This window comes from Streptomyces mangrovi, from assembly GCF_900114215.1.
Taxonomy (GTDB): domain Bacteria; phylum Actinomycetota; class Actinomycetes; order Streptomycetales; family Streptomycetaceae; genus Streptomyces; species Streptomyces barkulensis.
In genome coordinates this window covers 202,844-220,618 of sequence record NZ_FOSG01000001.1, presented here as the reverse complement: position 1 = coordinate 220,618, position 17,775 = coordinate 202,844, and the positions used below count along the sequence as shown (strand labels likewise).

The 17,775-nt window shown below is 72.2% G+C and carries 17 protein-coding genes and 1 tRNA gene; 3 read left to right on the top strand and 15 right to left on the bottom strand.

Features of this window, described 5'->3' with window-relative positions; translation table 11 throughout:
- Positions 1–20: 20 nt before the first annotated feature.
- The 4 genes from BM237_RS00970 to BM237_RS00955 form a co-directional block, all read right to left on the bottom strand.
- Positions 21–1,718 carry a relaxase/mobilization nuclease domain-containing protein gene (locus BM237_RS00970; protein ID WP_093846730.1) on the bottom strand — a complete coding sequence of 566 codons (1,698 nt, stop codon included), beginning with the start codon at positions 1,716–1,718 and terminating at the stop codon, positions 21–23.
- Positions 1,715–2,191: a plasmid mobilization relaxosome protein MobC gene (gene mobC / locus BM237_RS00965; RefSeq protein WP_425443624.1), complete on the bottom strand. Its 477-nt coding sequence runs from the start codon at positions 2,189–2,191 to the stop codon at positions 1,715–1,717. The genes BM237_RS00970 and mobC overlap by 4 nt, the downstream gene beginning before the upstream one ends.
- A gap of 364 nt (positions 2,192–2,555) precedes the next feature.
- On the bottom strand, positions 2,556–3,833 hold the full coding sequence (locus BM237_RS00960; RefSeq protein ID WP_093846726.1) for a DUF3631 domain-containing protein: 1,278 nt from the start codon (positions 3,831–3,833) through the stop codon (positions 2,556–2,558).
- 593 nt (positions 3,834–4,426) lie between these two features.
- A complete protein-coding gene (locus BM237_RS00955; protein WP_245793334.1) occupies positions 4,427–4,648 on the bottom strand; it encodes a helix-turn-helix transcriptional regulator in 222 nt (73 codons plus the stop codon).
- Between the two features lie 438 nt (positions 4,649–5,086).
- Between BM237_RS00955 and BM237_RS00950 the strand changes: the two genes are divergently transcribed.
- Complete coding sequence (locus BM237_RS00950) at positions 5,087–6,325, top strand: tyrosine-type recombinase/integrase (RefSeq protein WP_175540834.1); 1,239 nt, start codon at positions 5,087–5,089, stop codon at positions 6,323–6,325.
- 139 nt (positions 6,326–6,464) lie between these two features.
- Here the strand turns inward: BM237_RS00950 and BM237_RS00945 are convergent, their stop codons facing one another.
- The 5 genes from BM237_RS00945 to BM237_RS00925 all read right to left on the bottom strand — a co-directional run bounded on the left by BM237_RS00945 (position 6,465) and on the right by BM237_RS00925 (position 10,567).
- Positions 6,465–7,217, bottom strand: a complete 753-nt coding sequence (locus BM237_RS00945) for a hypothetical protein (protein WP_093846722.1) — start codon at positions 7,215–7,217, stop codon at positions 6,465–6,467.
- Positions 7,214–7,546 carry a hypothetical protein gene (locus BM237_RS00940; protein WP_093847336.1) on the bottom strand — a complete coding sequence of 111 codons (333 nt, stop codon included), beginning with the start codon at positions 7,544–7,546 and terminating at the stop codon, positions 7,214–7,216. The genes BM237_RS00945 and BM237_RS00940 overlap by 4 nt, the downstream gene beginning before the upstream one ends.
- Positions 7,547–7,660: 114 nt before the next feature.
- Positions 7,661–7,733, bottom strand: a tRNA-Arg gene (locus BM237_RS00935).
- 56 nt (positions 7,734–7,789) lie between these two features.
- The gene (locus tag BM237_RS00930; protein WP_093846720.1) at positions 7,790–9,646 is read right to left on the bottom strand and encodes a glycoside hydrolase family 3 protein; all 1,857 of its coding nucleotides are present in this window, start codon (positions 9,644–9,646) and stop codon (positions 7,790–7,792) included.
- A 399-nt stretch (positions 9,647–10,045) separates the two neighbouring features.
- The gene (locus BM237_RS00925; RefSeq protein WP_093846718.1) at positions 10,046–10,567 is read right to left on the bottom strand and encodes a GNAT family N-acetyltransferase; all 522 of its coding nucleotides are present in this window, start codon (positions 10,565–10,567) and stop codon (positions 10,046–10,048) included.
- 182 nt (positions 10,568–10,749) lie between these two features.
- Here BM237_RS00925 and BM237_RS00920 point away from each other — a divergent pair, with 182 nt between their 5' ends.
- Complete coding sequence (locus BM237_RS00920; protein WP_093846716.1) at positions 10,750–11,766, top strand: sigma-70 family RNA polymerase sigma factor; 1,017 nt, start codon at positions 10,750–10,752, stop codon at positions 11,764–11,766.
- Between the two features lie 247 nt (positions 11,767–12,013).
- On the opposite strand, the gene BM237_RS00915 is transcribed toward BM237_RS00920, so the two are convergent.
- Entirely contained in the window at positions 12,014–13,066 is a 1,053-nt protein-coding gene (locus BM237_RS00915; protein WP_093846714.1) for a P1 family peptidase, read from the bottom strand.
- A gap of 53 nt (positions 13,067–13,119) precedes the next feature.
- Between BM237_RS00915 and BM237_RS00910 the strand changes: the two genes are divergently transcribed.
- On the top strand, positions 13,120–13,323 hold the full coding sequence (locus tag BM237_RS00910) for a hypothetical protein (RefSeq protein ID WP_093846712.1): 204 nt from the start codon (positions 13,120–13,122) through the stop codon (positions 13,321–13,323).
- Between the two features lie 46 nt (positions 13,324–13,369).
- Here BM237_RS00910 and mscL read toward each other — a convergent pair whose 3' ends face one another.
- From mscL to BM237_RS00885, 5 genes are all read right to left on the bottom strand, one after another.
- A complete protein-coding gene (mscL, locus tag BM237_RS00905) occupies positions 13,370–13,960 on the bottom strand; it encodes a large conductance mechanosensitive channel protein MscL (RefSeq protein ID WP_093846711.1) in 591 nt (196 codons plus the stop codon).
- A gap of 132 nt (positions 13,961–14,092) precedes the next feature.
- Positions 14,093–14,569 (bottom strand): RcpC/CpaB family pilus assembly protein, encoded by a 477-nt coding sequence (locus BM237_RS00900; RefSeq protein ID WP_342746210.1) that lies wholly within the window; start codon positions 14,567–14,569, stop codon positions 14,093–14,095.
- A 365-nt stretch (positions 14,570–14,934) separates the two neighbouring features.
- On the bottom strand, positions 14,935–15,765 hold the full coding sequence (locus BM237_RS00895) for an S-methyl-5'-thioadenosine phosphorylase (RefSeq protein WP_093846709.1): 831 nt from the start codon (positions 15,763–15,765) through the stop codon (positions 14,935–14,937).
- A gap of 108 nt (positions 15,766–15,873) precedes the next feature.
- Positions 15,874–16,224 carry an FmdB family zinc ribbon protein gene (locus BM237_RS00890; RefSeq protein WP_093846707.1) on the bottom strand — a complete coding sequence of 117 codons (351 nt, stop codon included), beginning with the start codon at positions 16,222–16,224 and terminating at the stop codon, positions 15,874–15,876.
- 145 nt (positions 16,225–16,369) lie between these two features.
- Positions 16,370–17,689: an MFS transporter gene (locus BM237_RS00885; RefSeq protein ID WP_093846705.1), complete on the bottom strand. Its 1,320-nt coding sequence runs from the start codon at positions 17,687–17,689 to the stop codon at positions 16,370–16,372.
- Positions 17,690–17,775 lie beyond the last annotated feature (86 nt).

Genomic DNA, 17,775 nt, shown 5'->3' with positions numbered 1-17,775 from the left:
CCTGGTGCGCAGGGCTGTGATCACCGCCCTTGTGCATGTGGTGGTTGCGGGGCCACAGCGGTTGCTGCCGAGTGGACGGGAGCAGCAGAGCGCTGTGCTGTGGCGCGAGCTTGTGCTGCACGGGCTCGTGCGCTGGGTGCTGGCCTTGTGCCGAGGCGTCGGATGCGCCAGGTGAGGGTCCTGGCGGGGGAGCGGGCGTTGTCCAGGGCGCGCTGGCGGGCGGCGTGCTGGAGGAGCTGCCGGGGGACGTGGCCGACGGTCTCGGCTTGGGTGAGAACAGCGGCCAGTGCTGGCCAGGCGGGGTCGTCGAGGACCCGCTCCGCGTAGTTCGGCAGGACGGCTCGTATGTGCTGAGCGTGGCGTTCCACAGTGCGGGCAGGTGGCTTGTGCTGGGCCAGGGCGGCCAGTGATTGAGCCACAGCCTGCTGGTAGGCCGCCTGGAGATGGACCAGGGCTTGGTGAGCGGCGGCAACCTGTTGGTCGTGCTGGCGAGCCTGGTGCCAGCGGGCTGCAGCGATGACAACGAGGACGGCGACGTCGAGGAACATCGCCAGTCCGTCACCGGTGATCGGGGCCGTTCGCAGCGCGCGTACGGCGCCGCGCAGGGCACGGGCCTGCCCTTGCTTGGCTCGGATACGGGAGCGGGAGGCGCGTTCGAACACGCTGGCAGCCTGCTGAAGCTGCGATCGAAGGTGTCTGGGGGCGAGAAGCGGAAGCATGTCAAGGGCCTCGCCAAAAGCCGCGATGTGTGCCTGGGCCGCCGTGTCGTGGCCCCGGTCGAGGTGGTGGGGGATGCGTTCGGCCGCCGCGGTGGCCTGGTGCCAGAGGTTCGGCCTGCGCAGGCTGCTCGACTCGATTGCCGGTGGGGTTTCGATGGCGGTGAGGCGTTCCGCGATTTTGGGGTAGGACAGGTCGGAGGCGAGGGCGGAACCGGAGAACCAGACCGGCTGGCCGGCGGCGTTGGTGTCGCCTTCGGCGGCGACCTTGTAGCCGCGGACGTCGCCGGAAGGGAAGTGCTGGACGTCGACGAGGACGCCCTCGACGCCGTCGAGGAGGTGGAGGAACTCCTCCGGGCTGGTGGCGATGGAGACCAGTTGGCGGACGGTGGTGCGCAGGCGTTCGCGGGAGGTCTTCTGCCGGCCGTGGCGGCGGGCCTTCTCCTGCTCAGCCCGGGTGGGCCGTTTGGCGGCGGTGCGGTCACCACGCACCACCTGGCGCAGGCCGTACTCGGCCTCGATCGCCGCCAGTTCGCGGTCGGCGGTGAGATAGTCGTTCCAGTGGCGGGCCTCTCGCAGGTCGCCGCGGACGGTGGTGGCGGCGATGTGGATGTGGTCGGGTGCGTGGCGCACGGCGACCCAGCGGCAGCCGTCCAGGTCGCCGTGTGGCGCGATGCCGGTGGCCGCCACAACGCGGCGGGCGATGGCAGCCCACTCCCGATCGGTGAGGTGGCGGTCTTCAGGTGCGGCGCGCAGAGAGCAGTGCCACACGTGCCGCTCAGGCGCCCGGCCCAGGCGGCGGGCTTGCTTGACGCGCAGGTCGAGGTCGGCCACCAGGAGCTTCCTGGTGGCGGCGGGGTCGGTGGTGCGGCCGGGGTCGGGGGCGAAGCCGTCCCAGGAGGCGACCAGATGCGGGTCGGTGTGCTCGTTGGCCCGGCCGGGGCCGAAGAGGTAGCGGATCAGGCCAGCGGTGTTCTTGCCGCTGCTGATCTTGGCGATCACCGGGACGCCTTCCCGGTGACGGCCTGGTTCGCGGCTGTCGCGATCTCGCCGACGGCGGCACGGACGCTGGTCAGGGTGCGTTCGGCCTGGGCCAGGGCGGCGGTGTCCCCAGGGTGGGGGTGGCCGCCGGAGTTGAGCTTGCGGGCGATCTGGTTGACGTTGGTGCCGACCTTGGCGACCTGCTCGCGCAGGGCGGTCAACTCGTCGATGTAGTCGTCCAGCGCGGTGCGTTGGCCGGGCAGTGTCAGGTCGCCGCCGAGATAGGCCATGACTGCGGCACCGACCAGGTGGGCACCGGCGATGTTCAACGACCTCGCCCTGGCCACGATCTTGTTCTTCTCCTCGGCGCTGTAGCGCACATCGACGCGCTCCTTGCGCTGGGTGTCCTGGCGTCGGCGGCGACGGGCGATGCGGTGCAGGGCAGCGGCTTCGGCCGCGCGCGGCAGCGACCCGGCGGACTCGGCGAGCGGCATGGCGGGCTGCTTTCCCTCGGGCGTCCCCTGGTGCCCGGCCTCCTCCGCCACCCCCGGGGCGGAAGAGGTCGCGTTGGACCGTCCCTTGGACGGTCCAACGCTATACCTTGCTGGCCGGGTGGCCGCAGTGGTCGCCTCCTGCTGGGAGAGGCTCTGATGGTGCTGGTCGGGCATGGTGGTGCTCCGGAAGTCGTGTGGGGTGGGGCTTCGTCACGTCCGTCGCATCCGTCGCAGGGCTGGTCAGGACAGGTACGGACCGGTGTGCAGGTACGGACAGATCCGTTGCGGCGAGGAGATCCGTCCCCGCGCTGACCTGCGCGGGGACGGATGCGACGGAGCGAGACGGACCCGGCGGGGAAGTGGGTCAGCGGGCGCGCGTAGGGCTGGCAGGGCCGCCCGGCGGGCCGATGGGCAGCGATCCGGACAGAGGAGCGGGCGGCGTGCCCCGGGCCGGACGTGCGGCCTCGTGCCCGGGCGCAGGGGCCGGTTGGGCAGGGTCGGGGCAGTAGCGGGCCCAGGCGTCCAGGAACTGGTTACGGGCGTATGCCTTGGCCTGGCGGCCCTGCTCGAAGCGGTGGTTGGCCGGGCTGATGCCGAAGTCCCGGAGCAGGTTGGCCAGGTGGTAGGCGTTCAGGCCCTTGGTGCCGTACTCGGCCCACGGCGCCTCGGCGTCTTGGGCGAGGGCGGCGAGCACGTCCTGACTGCGCAGCGCCTCGGGATCGCCTGCCTGGTCGAAGACACGGCGGATATCCCGCAGCAACCGCGTCTTCAGCGTGGTCTGCTCGTCCTGGACCACCTCGTTGCGGGTCATCGCCAGGCAAGCGGCCCGCGCGCTCGCGGGCCAGTGGCCACCGGCCAGGTCGGCGACGATCACCAGCGGCTCCCAGGTGTCCGCGGCCCGGTCCTCCACCGGCATCGCCGGCACCAGAGCGGCGGCCGTTCCGCGCAGCGGGGTCAGCCAAGCGGCCAGCTTCTCGCGCAGCGCGTTCAGCTCGGGAGCGGAGTACCGCGAGCGGAACGGGGCGATCCGCTCGCCGGGCTTGCGTTTTTGCATGCGGAGCACCACCGCCCGGTCCATGATCGTGTCCGGCAGGTCGCCGATCCCGGCCAGCGCGGCCATGGCGAAGGTGGGGAATGCGGTCGGCTTGTGCTCCGGCCCGGAGATCCGCCAGGCGGGCCGGTTGCGCTGGTGCCCGGCGTTCAGCAGACCGCGCAGGTCCTCCTTCTCGCCCGCCTTCGGGCCGAAGATGGTGTCGGCCTCGTCCACCAGCAGCGTGGGCGGGTTCTTGCCGATGACCCGGAAGACCACCGCCGGGGAGGTGTTCACCGTCATCATCGGCTGGTGCACGGTCTCGTAGAGCACGTCCAGGACCCGGGACTTGCCGCACCCCTTGGTCGGTCCCACCACCGCCAGCCGGGGCGCGTGCTGGAGGGCGGGCTGGATGTGGGAGGCCGCCACCCACAGCGTGACCGCGGTCAGCGCCTCCTCGCTCGGCAGTACCACGTACCGGCCGATCGCCGCCCGCAACTCATCCAGCACCACCGCCCCGTCCCCCGACACCCGGGGACCGGTCCCCTCTCGGTTCCCGGTCCCCGACCCGCCCTCCGGGACCGAGGTCCCCTGCTGCGCGGTCCCCTGCACGGGACCGTCGGTCCCCGGGGACCGACGGGGACCACGGTCCCCACGACGGCCCCCCAGCGCGGTCCCCGGTGAGGGCCGGGGACCGGAGACCGTCGCCTCAGCACTGTGAGTACCGGTCCCTGCGGCGGTCCTCTGGGGACCGCCGTCACGGTCCCCGGTCATCGGGCCTTCTACCAGCGAGTTTCCGCGGTCTGGTGCTCTCCGGTCCCCTTGTGGCAGGGACCAGGAGTGGGGACGGTTCCCGCCACCAGGGGACCGGGGACCGTGCTCCTTCTCCGAGCCCTCGGTGCGACGGTCCCCACGTTGATCTGCGGCAGAAGAAAGGCCGGCCCCCGCCTCCGGGGACGGTGCCTCAGTCTGGGGCGTACGGGCCGGGGACGCTCCCTGGCCCGGGACGGCGACCGCGGGCCAGGTGATCTGGGGACCGGCGTTTGTGGTGGGGGACGTAGAGTCCTCCATAGGCATTCCTCTCTCGGTGGGGCAGGACGGGCAAGGTCCTGCCCCACCGAGTCGTCGTTCAAGGACGGGCGATCACTCGAGGGGGCTGCGGCCCTCGGCGTTGACGTGGCGAGGGCTGTTCTGTCGCCGCGCGGTCATGCCGTCAGGCTGTACGGCGACTGCCGGTTGAGCCAGGCGTCTACATCACGCCAGCGGTAGCGCAGATGCCGGCCGACCTTCAGTGGCGCCGGGCCGGTGCCCCGGTACTTCCACTGGTACAGCGTCTTCACCGGCACCCCGAGATAGGCCGCCACATCGGCGGGAGACGCGAGCGTGCCGCGTTCACAGGCAGGGGATCGATCCAGGTGGTCGGGCAAAAAAGTCTCCTGTCCGAGCAGATTTCGCGGGGCGGCTACGGTGGAATTCGCCCAGACCTCCGATGTGGGTGTCAGGGCCAGATAACTGTAGAGGCGAATCGCCGGTGGACCAAAAAGACGTATCGTTTTCCGACCCCTTCGAAGGTGTCGCAGCAGCGGCCTGAGGAAACGGCGAACACGCAGATGGGAGAGGGGCCAGGTGCTACCGCCACTCGGCCTGTCCTGGAGCAGCGGGGAACATAGCACGGTAATCAGAGCGCGCAAAATAGCCGCCCACGCACTGAGGGGGACGTGAACCTGCGACTTCTGTAGATGTTAAGAAGCAACTCTTGCCAAGCTCGCTCAATCCAAGCTACAGCTATGCGTCGTGGCTGCTGACCGCATGGAATTGGAGCCGCCAGAAAGCCGTCATGTTATCGGCGTGGAGGAAGGAGCCTGATGGCGCGAGTCTGGATAGAGGATCGCAACGGGCACGCGGCGTACGCGCAAGCCGTGGCGGCGGCCAGGAAGGCGGGCCGTACGCCGCCCGGCCGCTACCGCGTGCGCTGGTACGGGCCCGATGGCAAGCCGAAGATGAAGACCGTGGCCCGCAAGGCCGACGCCGAAGCCGAGCGGACCAGGCTGGAGACCCGGCTCACCGACGGCTCCTATCGGGATCCGGCCGCCGGGCGCGTGAAGTTCGCCGAGGTCGCCGACTCCTGGCTGGCCGCCCAGATCCACCTCAAGCGCTCGACGCGCAATCGCTATCGGGGGGTTCTCGATGTCCATGTGATCCCGCGGTGGGGAACGACGTCCTTGGACCGCATCCACTTCGAGGACATCGCCGAGTGGCTCGGCGACATGCTGTCCGGCGAGGTGACGGGAGGCAGGAAGCTCAGCCCTCGCTCGGTACGGAAGGCATACGTCGTCCTCAGCCGGGTTCTTGGCTACGCGGTCCAGTCCCGTCGTCTGGCCGTCAGCCCGGCCGTCGGAGTGCCCCTCCCGAAGGCAGCCCCCACCGACCACGTCTATCTCGATGACCTACAGGTGGACGCACTCGCCGACGCGGCAGGCGCCTACCGGGTGTTCATCCTGCTGCTGGCCTACACGGGGCTGCGCTGGGGTGAGGCGTCCGCACTGAAGGTGGGACGCGTCGACCTCGACGCCTGCCGTGCCCATATCGTCGAGGCGTACGTCGAGGACAACGGCAAGCTCTACCTCGACACCCCCAAGAACCACGAGCGCCGGTCCGTCCCGATCCCCCGGTTCCTGGTTGAGGAGCTGAGGCCCCATGTCGACGGGCGGAGCGAGGCTGAGCTCCTGTTCACGGCTCCGCAAGGCGGGCCGCTGCGGGCCCGGAACTTCCGGCAGCGGTTCTTCGCGTCAGCCGTCACCAAGGCGGGGCTCGGTCACCTCGGACTCACGCCGCACAAGCTGCGCCACACGGCGGCCTCCCTCGCCATCGCCAGCGGCGCGGACGTCAACGTCGTTCAGAGCATGCTCGGTCACAAGTCCGCGACACTGACGCTGGATACGTACGGCCACCTCTTCCCGGACCGCCTCGACGAGGTCTCGAAGAAGATGCACAAGCGCCGTGCCAAGCAGCTGGCCAAGGCGAGAGGCAAGTTGGAGAAGGCAGAGAAGAAGGCCCGCAAGGCCGCCGAGGCGGTGGCGATCCTGGAGGACGCCACAGCCTGATATGTGCCTGATCCGTGCCGGGGCGAGAGTAGCCCGTGGAGCGGATCCACTGCCCCGTCCGATGGCGGCCACTTCGGTGGAGCTCGGCCTTGTTCCCAGGGAGGCAGGCGCTGAGTCTCAGGAGCGGGGCACTCGTCGGTCAGAAGGGGAGGCCATCCCGGTCCTCCGGCAACAGATCCCATCCGGACGTCGACAGGTCGGGCGGGGTGTCGCACCATCCGAACGGATCCCGCCGGACTTCCAGTCCAGTGGTGTCCTCGCCCCACGCGGCAAGGGCTTCGATCGCCCGGTCGCGGTACTGCCACCGTGCGCTTATGACCAGAGTTTCTCTCAACAGCGGGATCAGATCAGTCCGGCGGCTGAGCAGGTGTGGGTCGTCGAGGAGCGGAATGCAGGCGGCGATGGCCGCTTCGCGCACCTGCGGATCGGGGTCGCCGAGGCAGTCGGAGACCGCGGCGAAGAGCGCGGGGCGAATCTCGCGGATCCGGCCGAACGGCGGATAGTCCTCGGGTGGGAACCCGTGGTGTCTGCTGATCGATTCGGCCTCGTCGGTGACCTCGTTGGCGGCCGAGCCCAGCCAGTCCAGCAGTTCCGCTCGCAACGGGGCGGGGGAGGTGCGCGGCAACACGTTGACGGTTGCGGCAGTACGCGGGTCGGAGAGGACGCCGGCCACATAGAGAGCTGCCGGTGCCGTTGCGGAGTACAGGGTGGTCTGATGCAGCACCGCATGGTCGAGATGCTCCAGAGCCCTTGAGCGGACACCTTGGTCTGCGTCCAAGAGCGCGATCAGCTGCGCGTGAGTGTCCTCCGCCGACCCGTAGGCGTGCTCCAGGGCACACCAGTCTGTCTCGGCCAGCACTGCGGTGGGATCAGGCAGAGGAACCGGGTTCACCGATGCTCCCGCCGTGCTCGGTCTATCGCTTCGGCCGCTGCGTCCCCGGCGAGCTGCCGGATCTCTTCGGGTACCTCGCGCTCGTCGATCACGAAGAGCCTGCCCCTGACAAGCCTCGTGGCCGGCTTCCAACCGAGGCGGCGGCCGGCCTCGCGTGCTGCGCGCCGGACATCTTTGAGGTCGCCCATCTCCTCAAGCGTGTCGCGGCCCAGGACCAGATGGCCGTAGTAGCCCTCGTACTGCGGCTTGAGGGAAGTCCTCATCATCGACTCAAGGTGGTCGACCAGCTTCTCGTACCGGCGCCCGGCCAGCTCGTCCTTCGCGGGCATCTCGTGGCAGCTCCCCACCCTCTGCGCGCACGGCGTGTGTGCCATATGTGTGCTGCGAGCTCAGAGGCCCTCCCGCCCGCTGGGCGGAAGGGCCTCTGACCTGGTGTTGCTCTGTGCCCCCGGCAGGATTCGAACCTGCGACACCCGCTTTAGGAGAGCGGTGCTCTATCCCCTGAGCTACGAAGGCGTGACGCAGGACAGGTTAGCGGATGAGTGCGAGGCGTGCCGAACGTGCCCGGCGGGTCAGTACGTCAGGCCGTGTCCGAAGGGGTAGAGGGTGCCGGTGGAGTCGGCGTCCGGGACGGCGACCGGGAGCCGGCCGGCGGGGGAGAGGTCGCCGTAGGCGGTGCGGACGGCGGCTTGGAGGGAGGGGGCGCCGTAGGAGTAGGTGGCCAGGTAGGCGGGGACGCCGGGGAAGCGGCGGATGTCGTACGGGTTGCGGACGGCGACGGCGACGACGGGTGTGCCGGTGTCCATCAGGGCCTGGACCAGCCTCGCCTGGGCGGCGCCCTTCTCCGAGCCCGCCGCGGCCGCGTTGACGGAGACGATCACCAGGCCGTGGCCCGCCGCCGCGCCGGCCGCTTCGGTGATGCGGTCCGCGGAGGGGATCGCGCCCGTCTCCAGGACGGTGGCGCTCTGGCCGGGCCGCTCGGCGACGGCGTCGGCGAGGGCCCGGGTGGTGCCCACCCCCCAGCCGGTGACCAGGACGGAGCGGGCGCCGGAGGGCAGGGGGAGGAGGGAGCCCTCGTTCCTGACCAGGGTGACGGTGCGGTCGGTGATGGCCTGGGCATCGGCCCTGTGGCGCTCGGCGCCGACGGTGCGCACCGCGTGCTGCTCGTCCACGTACGGGTGCCGGAAGAGGTCCCGGCGGAGCTTGTGCGCCAGGATCCGCTCCACCGAGGCGTCCAGGCGGGAGACGGGGATCTCCCCGCCGCGTACGGCCTCCAGGACGGCGTCGTAGGCGGTGTCCAGCTTCGGCGCCAGGACGAGCTGGTCACAGCCGGCCATGAGGGCCCGGACCGGCGCCACGTCCGGCGGGAACTGGCCCGAGGCGCCCTGCATGTCCAGGGCGTCGGTGACGATCAGGCCCTCGAAGCCCATCTCCTCGCGCAGCAGCCCGGTGACGATCGGCTGCGACATGGTGGCCGGAACGCCCGACGGGTCCAGGGCCGGGACGACGATGTGGGCCGTCATGATCGTGTCGACGCCGCGCGCGATGGCGGCGCGGAAGGGGGGCAGGTCGATGCCCTCCAGTTCCTCGCGGGTGTGGTCGATCCGGGGGAGGCCGGTGTGGCTGTCGGTGTCGGTGTCGCCGTGCCCGGGGAAGTGCTTGGCGGCGGAGGCGATCCGGCCGCGGTGGTAGCCGCTCACCGATGCGTCGACCAGGGAGGCGCACAGGGCGGGATCGGAGCCGAAGGAGCGGACGCCGATGACCGGGTTCTCGGGGTTGACGTTGACGTCGGCGACCGGGGCGTAGTTCTGGTTGACGCCCACCGCCGCCAGCTCCAGACCGATGATCTCGGCCGAGCGCCGGGTGTCGGCGGTGGACCGGCCCGCCGCCAGTGCCATGTTCCCGGGCAGGAGGGTGGCGGGGTCGGTGAGGCGGTAGACGACGCTGCCGCCCTCCTGGTCGATGGAGACCAGCAGCGGCACGCGGGCGCCGGCGCGGCGCGCGGCGCGCTGGAGGCCGTTGGACAGACGGGCGGTCTGGAGCGGGTCGCGGACGTTGTCGGGACCGCGGCGGGCGTCGAAGTAGATGACCCCGCCCGGCCGGTACTTGGCGATCACCTCGGCGGGGGTGTCCACGCCGTACAGGGTGCGGTTGCCCGCGGACGCGGTGTCGGCGGCCTGTCCGTAGACCTCGACGACGAAGAGCTGCCCGACCTTGTCCTCCAGGGACATGCGGCGTACCAGGGCCCGGGCCCTGGCTCTGGTGCGCGCGCGGTCGCCGCCGCCGGAGGCGGCGGTCCGTCCGGCGGCCGGGCCGGTGCCGGCGTTCGCCGGGGAGGAGAGGGCGGCGGAGGCGGTCAGCGCCGCGGTGACACCGAACAGACCGGTGGCGAGGGCTTGTCTGCGGCTGGGAGTCGCGGGCTGCTGCATCGGGTCTCTCCTCACATGGGCGGACGGAGCGGGTGGGGCCGGTGGTGCGCGTGCGGAGGGGACGGCATGTGGGGGTGTGCGCCGGAGCCGTGGCGGCCACATCGTTCCAGCGGGTCGGGCCCACGGCCAGAGGGGTGCGGGACTGTCAGTGGTCGGGCCATTGGCGGGACGCGGACATGAGGCGCGGGGGAGGGGGCGGGGCCGGGCCGGGAGGGCGGCTTCGGGAGATGGGACGGGGAGGCGGTTCGGGAGGGTCCACCGGGATTGTGCGGTGGCGGCCGGCGCCGGGCGTGGCGACGCGCGGCGGTGGCGCGGCGCGGTGGTCCCGGAGGGTGACGGGAGGAGGCGTCCGGCGGGCGCCGTGGGCGGGTGGCGCCGTGCCCCCTGACACCGGGGGCCTCAGGAGTTCAGCGGCCTCTCGTACCAGGCCACGTCCCAGTACCGGCCGAACTTCCGGCCGACCTCGCCGTACGTGCCGATGTGGCGGAAGCCGAAGCGGGCGTGGAGACGTACGGAGGCCTCGTTGGGCTGGGCGATGCCCGCGTAGGCGCGGTGGACGTCCTCGCCGCCGAGGGCTTCGAAGAGGTGCTCGTACAGCAGGGTGCCGACGCCCCGCCCGCACGCGTCGGGAGCGAGGTAGACGCTGACCTCGACCGAGGTGGAGTAGGCGGACTTGGGGCGGAAAGGGCTGCTGGTGGCGTAGCCCTGGACGCGGCCGGATTCCGCGTCCAGGGCAACCAGAAGGCGGTGCGGGCCGTCCTTGGGGTGGGAGAGCAGCCAGGGACGTCTGGTCTCGGGGGTGAGGGGCTCGGTGTCGAATGTGACGGGGGTCTCGCGGACGTAGTGGTTGTAGATGTCCGTCAGCCCCGGAAGGTCGCCTTCCTCGCCTGCTCTGACCTGGACTTCCCCGCGTTCCGTCATGGAGGGCCCCCTCTGTGTGGCGGCGCAGAATACCGCAAGATCCGGAAAAACGATGCGCGCCGTGGGAATTCTGTCCGGATTGAAGTCGTTGATTCCATCGGAACGGGCACCCGAACCAGGAGACGCCGGGTGGCTGGACCGCCACCGACCAGTTGTAGACCACGACTCGCAAGGGAGTACGCATGGCAACCCGTGCCGTCGCCCGTCGTCAGGCCGACCCCAACGGCGCTGACGAGGCACGACCTGTACGTACCTCGTCTGCAGGGGATGTAGCGGACCGGGACCTGGTCGGCATGTACCTCGACGAGATCGCCCGCACCCCGCTGCTGGACGCGGCGAAGGAGGTCGAGCTCTCGCTCGCCATCGAGGCGGGCGTGTACGCCCGGCAGATCCTCGACGGCCAGGCCGAGCCCGTCTCGGGTGACTCGCCGGCCGCGACCGCGACCCGCGAGGAGCTGGAGGCCGTGGCCGCCGAGGGCGAGCGCGCCAAGGATGTCTTCATCCGCTCCAACCTGCGTCTGGTCGTCGCCGTCGCGCGGCGCTACCCCCGCAGCGGCCTGCCGCTGCTGGACCTGATCCAGGAGGGGAACGCGGGCCTGGTGCGGGCGGTGGAGAAGTTCGACTACCGCAAGGGCTTCAAGTTCTCCACGTACGCGACATGGTGGATCCGCCAGGCCATCACGCGGTCGATCGCCGACCAGTCGCGCACCATCCGCCTCCCCGTCCACCTGGTCGAGGAGCTGGGACGGATCCGGCGTGTGCAGCGGGAGTTCAACCGCGAGCACGGCCGCGACCCCGAGCCCGCCGAGATCGCCGAGGAGCTGGGCTCCAACTCCGAGCGCATCACGGACGTGCTGGACTGGGCGCGCGACCCGGTCAGCCTGAACATGTCCGTGGACGACGAGGGCGAGACGCAGTTCGGCGACCTGCTGGAGGACACCTCCGCGACCTCTCCCGAGGACTCCGTGCTCGTGATGCTGCGGCGCGAGGAACTGGAGGACATGATCGGCCGGCTCGACGACCGGACAGCCTCCATCATCCGGGCGCGCTACGGCATCGAGGACGGGCGCGAGCGCACGCTGACCGAGGTCGGCAAGCAGCACGGCCTGACGAGGGAACGCATCCGCCAGATCGAGAAGCACGCCCTGCTCGAACTGAAGAAGATGGCCCATGACACGGGCTTCGACGCGGCGGCGTGACGGCGTCCGGCGCGGTGTGGCACACCGCGCCGCGACGGGACACGATCGAAGACGACCGAACACGCCCACTGGACAGGGACCCCGGCGCACTCCCCCCCCCAGCGCCGGGGTCCCGCTGTGTCCGGAGCCCGTGACGCCCGGTGTTCCGGGCGTGCGGGGCGGCGGGCGGCGAGGCGGTGCCGGAGATCGGAGCAGGATGTCGGGTTCGCGACCGGGAGCCGGGGCCGGGAGCCGGGGCCATAGCGGCTCAGGGGCGGCCGTAGAGGTCGTGGTACGCCGGGAACACCCCGCCCGGGCCGTCCACGCCCTCCGCGGCCCGTACCGCTTTGACCACCGCACGCGTCAGGGTGTCGGCGCCGGCCGCCAGCACGTCGTTGATCTCCTCCGCCTCCGGGCGGCGCGCACCGGTGGACAGGGCGAAGACGGTGTCCCCGTCGGTGAGCAGATGCACCGGGCGGACCGCGCGGGCCAGCCCGTCGTGGGAGGTGCCCGCCAGCTTCTGCGCCTGGGCGGGAGTGAGCTCGGCGTCGGTGGCCACCACGGCCAGCGTGGTGTTGAGCGGCGGGCGCACCGAGGCGGCCGAACGGCGTTCCGACTCCTGCTGGGCGGCGGCCAGGGACCGCAGCGCCTCGGCGTGCTCGGCCTCCGAGGGGAAGGCCGGACGCCCGCCGTACAGCTCGCCGTAGAGCACGCCCGTGGCCGGGTCCAGGGTCGAGCCCACCGCGTTGACCACGGCCAGCGCACCCACCGTGGTGCCCGAGGGCAGAACCGTGCTCGCGGTGCCCACCCCGCCCTTGAGACCGCCCGCAACGGCCCCCGCGCCGGCTCCGACACTGCCCTGGGGGACCGGCTCGCCGACGCTCGTACGGGCGGCCGCCTCGGCCGCCTCCCGGCCGAGCGCGGCGTCGGGGCGGGCCCGCCAGGAGCCGCCGCGGCCCAGGTCGAAGAGGCAGGCGGCCGGGACCACGGGCACCACCTGATCCGGCTCCGGGCCGACGGGGAAGCCCCTGCCCCGCTCCTCCAGCCAGGCGGTCACCCCGCAGGCGGCGTCCAGTCCGAAGGCGCTGCCCCCGGTCAGGACCACGGCGTCGATGCGCTCCACCAGATTGCGCGGGTCCAGGGCGTCGGTCTCCCGGGTGCCGGGCCCGCCGCCCCGCACGTCCACGGCGGCGGTCGCCCCGCCCTCCGGGGCGAGGACCACGGTCGTGCCCGTCAGCCAGCCGTCGCCGATCCGCTGGGCGTGGCCGACCCGCAGGCCCTGGACATCCGTCAGTGCGTCGTTGACCCTCGAGGCGCTCATAAGGCCATGATCCTCCTCCCCGGAGCGGACCGGGGCCGCCGTACTCTGGAGGGATGAGCACCCCCGCCACTCCCGGTTCCGGCCATGGCTCCGCGCCCCGCGACCCGGCCTCCGCGCTGGACTTCTCCGATCCGCTGAGCCGGCCCTCGGCCGACGACACCGACCGCGGCTGGGGAGAGCGCCCGGAGGCGGGCGGCGACGGCGGTGCGGGCGATCTGGCCCGCTTCCTGGACGAGAAGCCCCCGCACCACCTCTGAGGCCACCGGCGGGACCTTCCGCGGGGCACTGCGGGGGACGCTCGCGTCAGGGCTTCTTCGAGATACCCCCAGATGTGCCGGACGCACCGGACGGCCCCTCGGAGCCCGGCCCGGCACTGCCCCCGGAGGCGTTGCGCTGCGCCGCCAGCAGGGCGGCGGCGTCCGTGGTGCCGTTGCCGTCGCGCTGGGCCAGCAGCGCGTCGCGGATCTCGGTGAGCAGCTCCACCTCGGTCTTCTGGACCGGAGTCGCGGCCGCTTCCGCGGCCTCCTTGGCGCTCAGGGCGTCCAGCCGCTTCTTGAACCTGTTCATCGGCACGATCATCAGGAAGTAGACGACCGCGGCGGTGATCAGGAAGGTCAGCGCGGCGCTCAGCACCGAGCCCCACTTGATGGCGATGCCGCTGAGGGCCGCGCCGGTCGCCTCGTCGAACTCGCACGGGCCCTGGAGACAGGACTGGTAGCGGTCGAGGTCCTTGGGCCCGATGGAGCCCACCACCGGGTTGATGACGCCCTCCACCACCGAGTTCACGATCTTGGTGAAGGCCGCCCCGATGACGACGGCAACGGCCAGATCGACCACGTTGCCCCGCATCAGGAATGACCTGAACCCGGCCAGGACGCCCTGCTTCTCGCTCAAGGGACTGCCTCTCCTCCGCACACGCGCTCCGGCCTCCGCCGGGTGAACGCAGCACACGCTGCACGAACACCGCGCGCACTGTCCAGCCCGGGTCGCAGTCCGGGCCACGGTCCGGGCCCTGGCGGCCGGCGGTCAGCACAGCGTCACCGCCAGAACGGAGTGCGCCGCCGCGCCGGCGAGCCGGGCGGCCGTCGGCCGGGGCACCGAGAGCACCACCAGCGCCCCCTCCCGGCCGCCGGGGCCGGCCTCCGGCCCGGAGGCCGCATCGGGTACGGCCGCCACCCGCACGTTCCGGGCGATGGTCCGTGCGCTGTCCGCCGGGCCGTCGGCGGGACCGCCTGCCGGGGCGTCGGCGGGTGTGGCCAGTACGTCCACCCTGTCCCCGGGACGCAGCAGCCGCACCGCCTCCGCGTCCGGGATCCGCACCGGGGCGTCCACCGTCGTGCCGCCCTCCTCCTCGTCGGGAGAAGCGGGCGGGGGCGGGGCTCCCGGCGCTTCTCCGGTCGCGGGCCGGGCCGCCGGGAGCGCACGCTCCCCGTCCCTGTCTCCGTCCCCGGGGTTCCCCCAGAGGACGGCCCCCGCGGAGGCGAGGGCCAGCAGCAGAGCCACCGCCCGGAACCACCGGCCCGCCGCCCGGAGAGGGCCGAGCGGGCCCCGCCCCGCGCGCACCGGTTCGAACTCCGGCACCGGGCCGGCGGCCGGAGGGCTTGAAGGAGGAGGCAGGGAGTGGGGTGTGGAGGGGGACGGGGGCGAGGACGAGGGAGGAGTGGAGTGGAAGGAAGAGGACATCACGGTCACCGCCTTGTGGTGGAAACACCCCAACGATGTCCGGTTCCGCGGCAGTCCGCCGGGCCCTGTGGGCTACTCACAGGTTGTGGACAACCCGCTCACTCGCACGAGGGACGTGAGCCGCATGAGCCGCCCCCGCCACCTGCCACGCCGCTCCCGCCGTCCCGGCCGACGGCCCCTGGCCCTCAGGGAAGCTCGATCCCCGGGTCCATCCCGTCCAGCGCCGTCGCGCAGGCGCAGTCCCGCTCCGCGGGCAGCCCGGCCACCGTGTCGAAGAGCACCTCGCGCAGCCGTCCGACGTTCTGCGCGAAGACCTGGAGCACCTCCTCGTGCGAGACGCCCTCACCCGTCTCCGCACCGGCGTCCAGGTCGGTGACCAGCGCCATCGAGGAGTAGCACAGGCCCAGTTCGCGGGCGAGGATCGCCTCCGGGTGTCCGGTCATCCCGACCACCGCCCAGCCCTGCGCCGCGTGCCAGCGCGATTCCGCGCGGGTGGAGAAGCGCGGTCCCTCGATCACGACCATGGTGCCGCCGTCCACCGGCTCCCAGCCGCGCCCGCGCGCCGCCGCGACGGCCGCCGCCCGGCCCGTCTCGCAGTAGGGGTCGGCGAAGGACAGGTGCAGCACGTTCGGCACCGAGCCGTCGGGCAGCGCCTCGCCGTCGTAGAAGGTCTGGACGCGCGACTTGGTGCGGTCCACGAGCTGGTCGGGCACCACCAGCGTGCCGGGGCCGTACTCGGGCCGCAGACCGCCCACCGCGCACGGCCCCAGCACCCGCCGCACACCGACCGAGCGCAGGGCCCACAGGTTGGCCCGGTAGTTGATCCGGTGCGGGGGCAGATGGTGTTTGCGGCCGTGCCGGGGCAGGAAGGCCACCCGGCGTCCGGCGATCTCGCCGATGAAGAGGGAGTCGCTGGGCTCGCCGTACGGCGTGTCCACCGCGACCTCTATCACGTCGTCCAGGAACGAGTAGAAACCGGACCCGCCGATGACACCTGTCTCCGCCTGTGCGCTCATGGCCGAACACACTAGCCCCCCATGCGGCGACCCCGCCCCGGTGCGCACCGCTGCGGGGGCGGGACAGGCCGGTTCCGGCTCCGGGCCGGAGGGCGGCAGGCGGTGGGGTCAGGCCGCCGAGGAGCCGGCCTTGGACGACGAGTCGCCGGACGAGCCCGAGCTCTTCTCGGAGGAAGAGGACGACGACGCCGCCGCCGACGACGCCGACGACGAAGACGCCGCCGACGAAGAAGACGAGGACGACGACGGCGAAGAGGACGACGACGTGCTGCCGGACGAGGAGCCGCGGCTGTCGTTCCGGTAGAAGCCGGAGCCCTTGAAGACGATGCCGACCGCGGAGAACACCTTCTTCAGGCGGCCCTTGCAGCTCGGGCATTCGGTGAGCGCGTCGTCGGTGAACTTCTGAACCGCTTCCAGGCCCTCGCCGCACTCGGTGCACTGGTACTGATAGGTCGGCACTTGCTCCTCCTGGCACTCTTCCTTGTGGAGTGCTAACGACGCACCATGGTGCAGTATTCCGGCGGCTTAGTCCACCGGGAGCGGCGGACGGTGACTCTCGCCACGCCCCTGCGTGCCCCTCCCGTCCTCCGTCCGGAGCCCTCCGTCACCCGGTTCGCGGTCCCTCCCCGTCGCCCGTCCGCCCGTCGTCCGGCCTCAGCCATCCGCGCAGCGCCGCCACCGTGACCAGCGCCAGAGCCGTGGCGGCCAGCGGCACCGTGAACCCGGCGCTCGCCCCGAAGCCGTCCGTCAACTGCCCGGCGGCCGACGCGGCGCCGGCCTGGCCCAGCGCCACCGCGCCGGCCATCCAGGTGAACGCCTCGGTGCGCACCCCCGCCGGAACCAGCCGCTCCACCAGGGTGAAGCCGGTGATCAGGCTCGGCGCGATGCCCATGCCCGCCAGCAGTCCGAGGACGGCCAGCAGCGGGACCGCGTCCACCGCCCACAGCGGCGCGGTGGTCAGCGTCAGCAGCGCGTACGCCGCCAGCAGCCGCCGCTGCGGGGCCGATCGCCAGGTCAGGGCGCCGAAGACGAGACCGGCGAGCATGTTGCCCGCGGCGAAGATCCCGTACAGCACGCCGTTGAGGCCCGGCTGCCCGATGGAGTCGGTGAAGGCGGCCAGCGACACCTGCATCCCGCCGAAGACCGAGCCGATCCCGAGGAAGGCGACGATCAGCACCCGCACGCCCGGCACCGACAGGGCCGAGGCGTGCGGCGCGCCGTCCGCTCCCCGAGCGCGGCGGTGGGCGGGGGGCGCGGTACGGCGCTGGGCCGCGAAGACCAGCCCGCCGACGACGGTCAGGGCCGCCTCGGCGGCCAGCCCGGCGGCCGGGTGCACCCCGGTGCACAGGGCGGTGGCCAGGACCGGGCCGATGACGAAGGTGAGCTCGTCGGTGACGGACTCGAACGCCGCCGCCGTCGACAGCAGCCGGGCGCCGTCCGGCCTGCCCGTGCCGCCCGGCGGACCCGAGCCGCCCGGCGAGTCCGGCCCGCCCCTGAGCAGATGAGCCCAGCGGGCCCGCACCATCGGGCCGACCTGTGGCACCGAGGCGCCGGCCGGCACGGCCGCCAGCAGCAGTGCCCACAGCGGCGCCCGGGACAGCGCCAGGGCAGCCAGCACGCCCACGGCGGCGGCGTGCAGCAGCACCCCGGGCACCAGGACCGCGCGCTGGCCGAAGCGGTCGGCGAGCCGGCCGCTGCGGGGTGCGAACAGGGCCATCGACACGCCGGTCACGGCCGAGACGGTGCCCGCCGTGCCGAACGATCCGGTGGTGTCCTCGACCAGCAGCACGATGCCGAGCGTCAGCATCGCGAAGGGCTGGCGGGCCAGGAAGCCGGGCAGCAGGAACGTCCACGCACCGGGAGTGCGCAGCAGGTCCCGGTAGCCGGGCTTCCGGTTCGTGACGGGAGTGACCGTGGTGGCCACGGCCGTACCTTTCTGCCGCCTGGTAGCGCGCCGCCGGCCGTACGGCGCACGGCGGCGCGGTACGGCGGGGGCACGCCGAAGGCCGT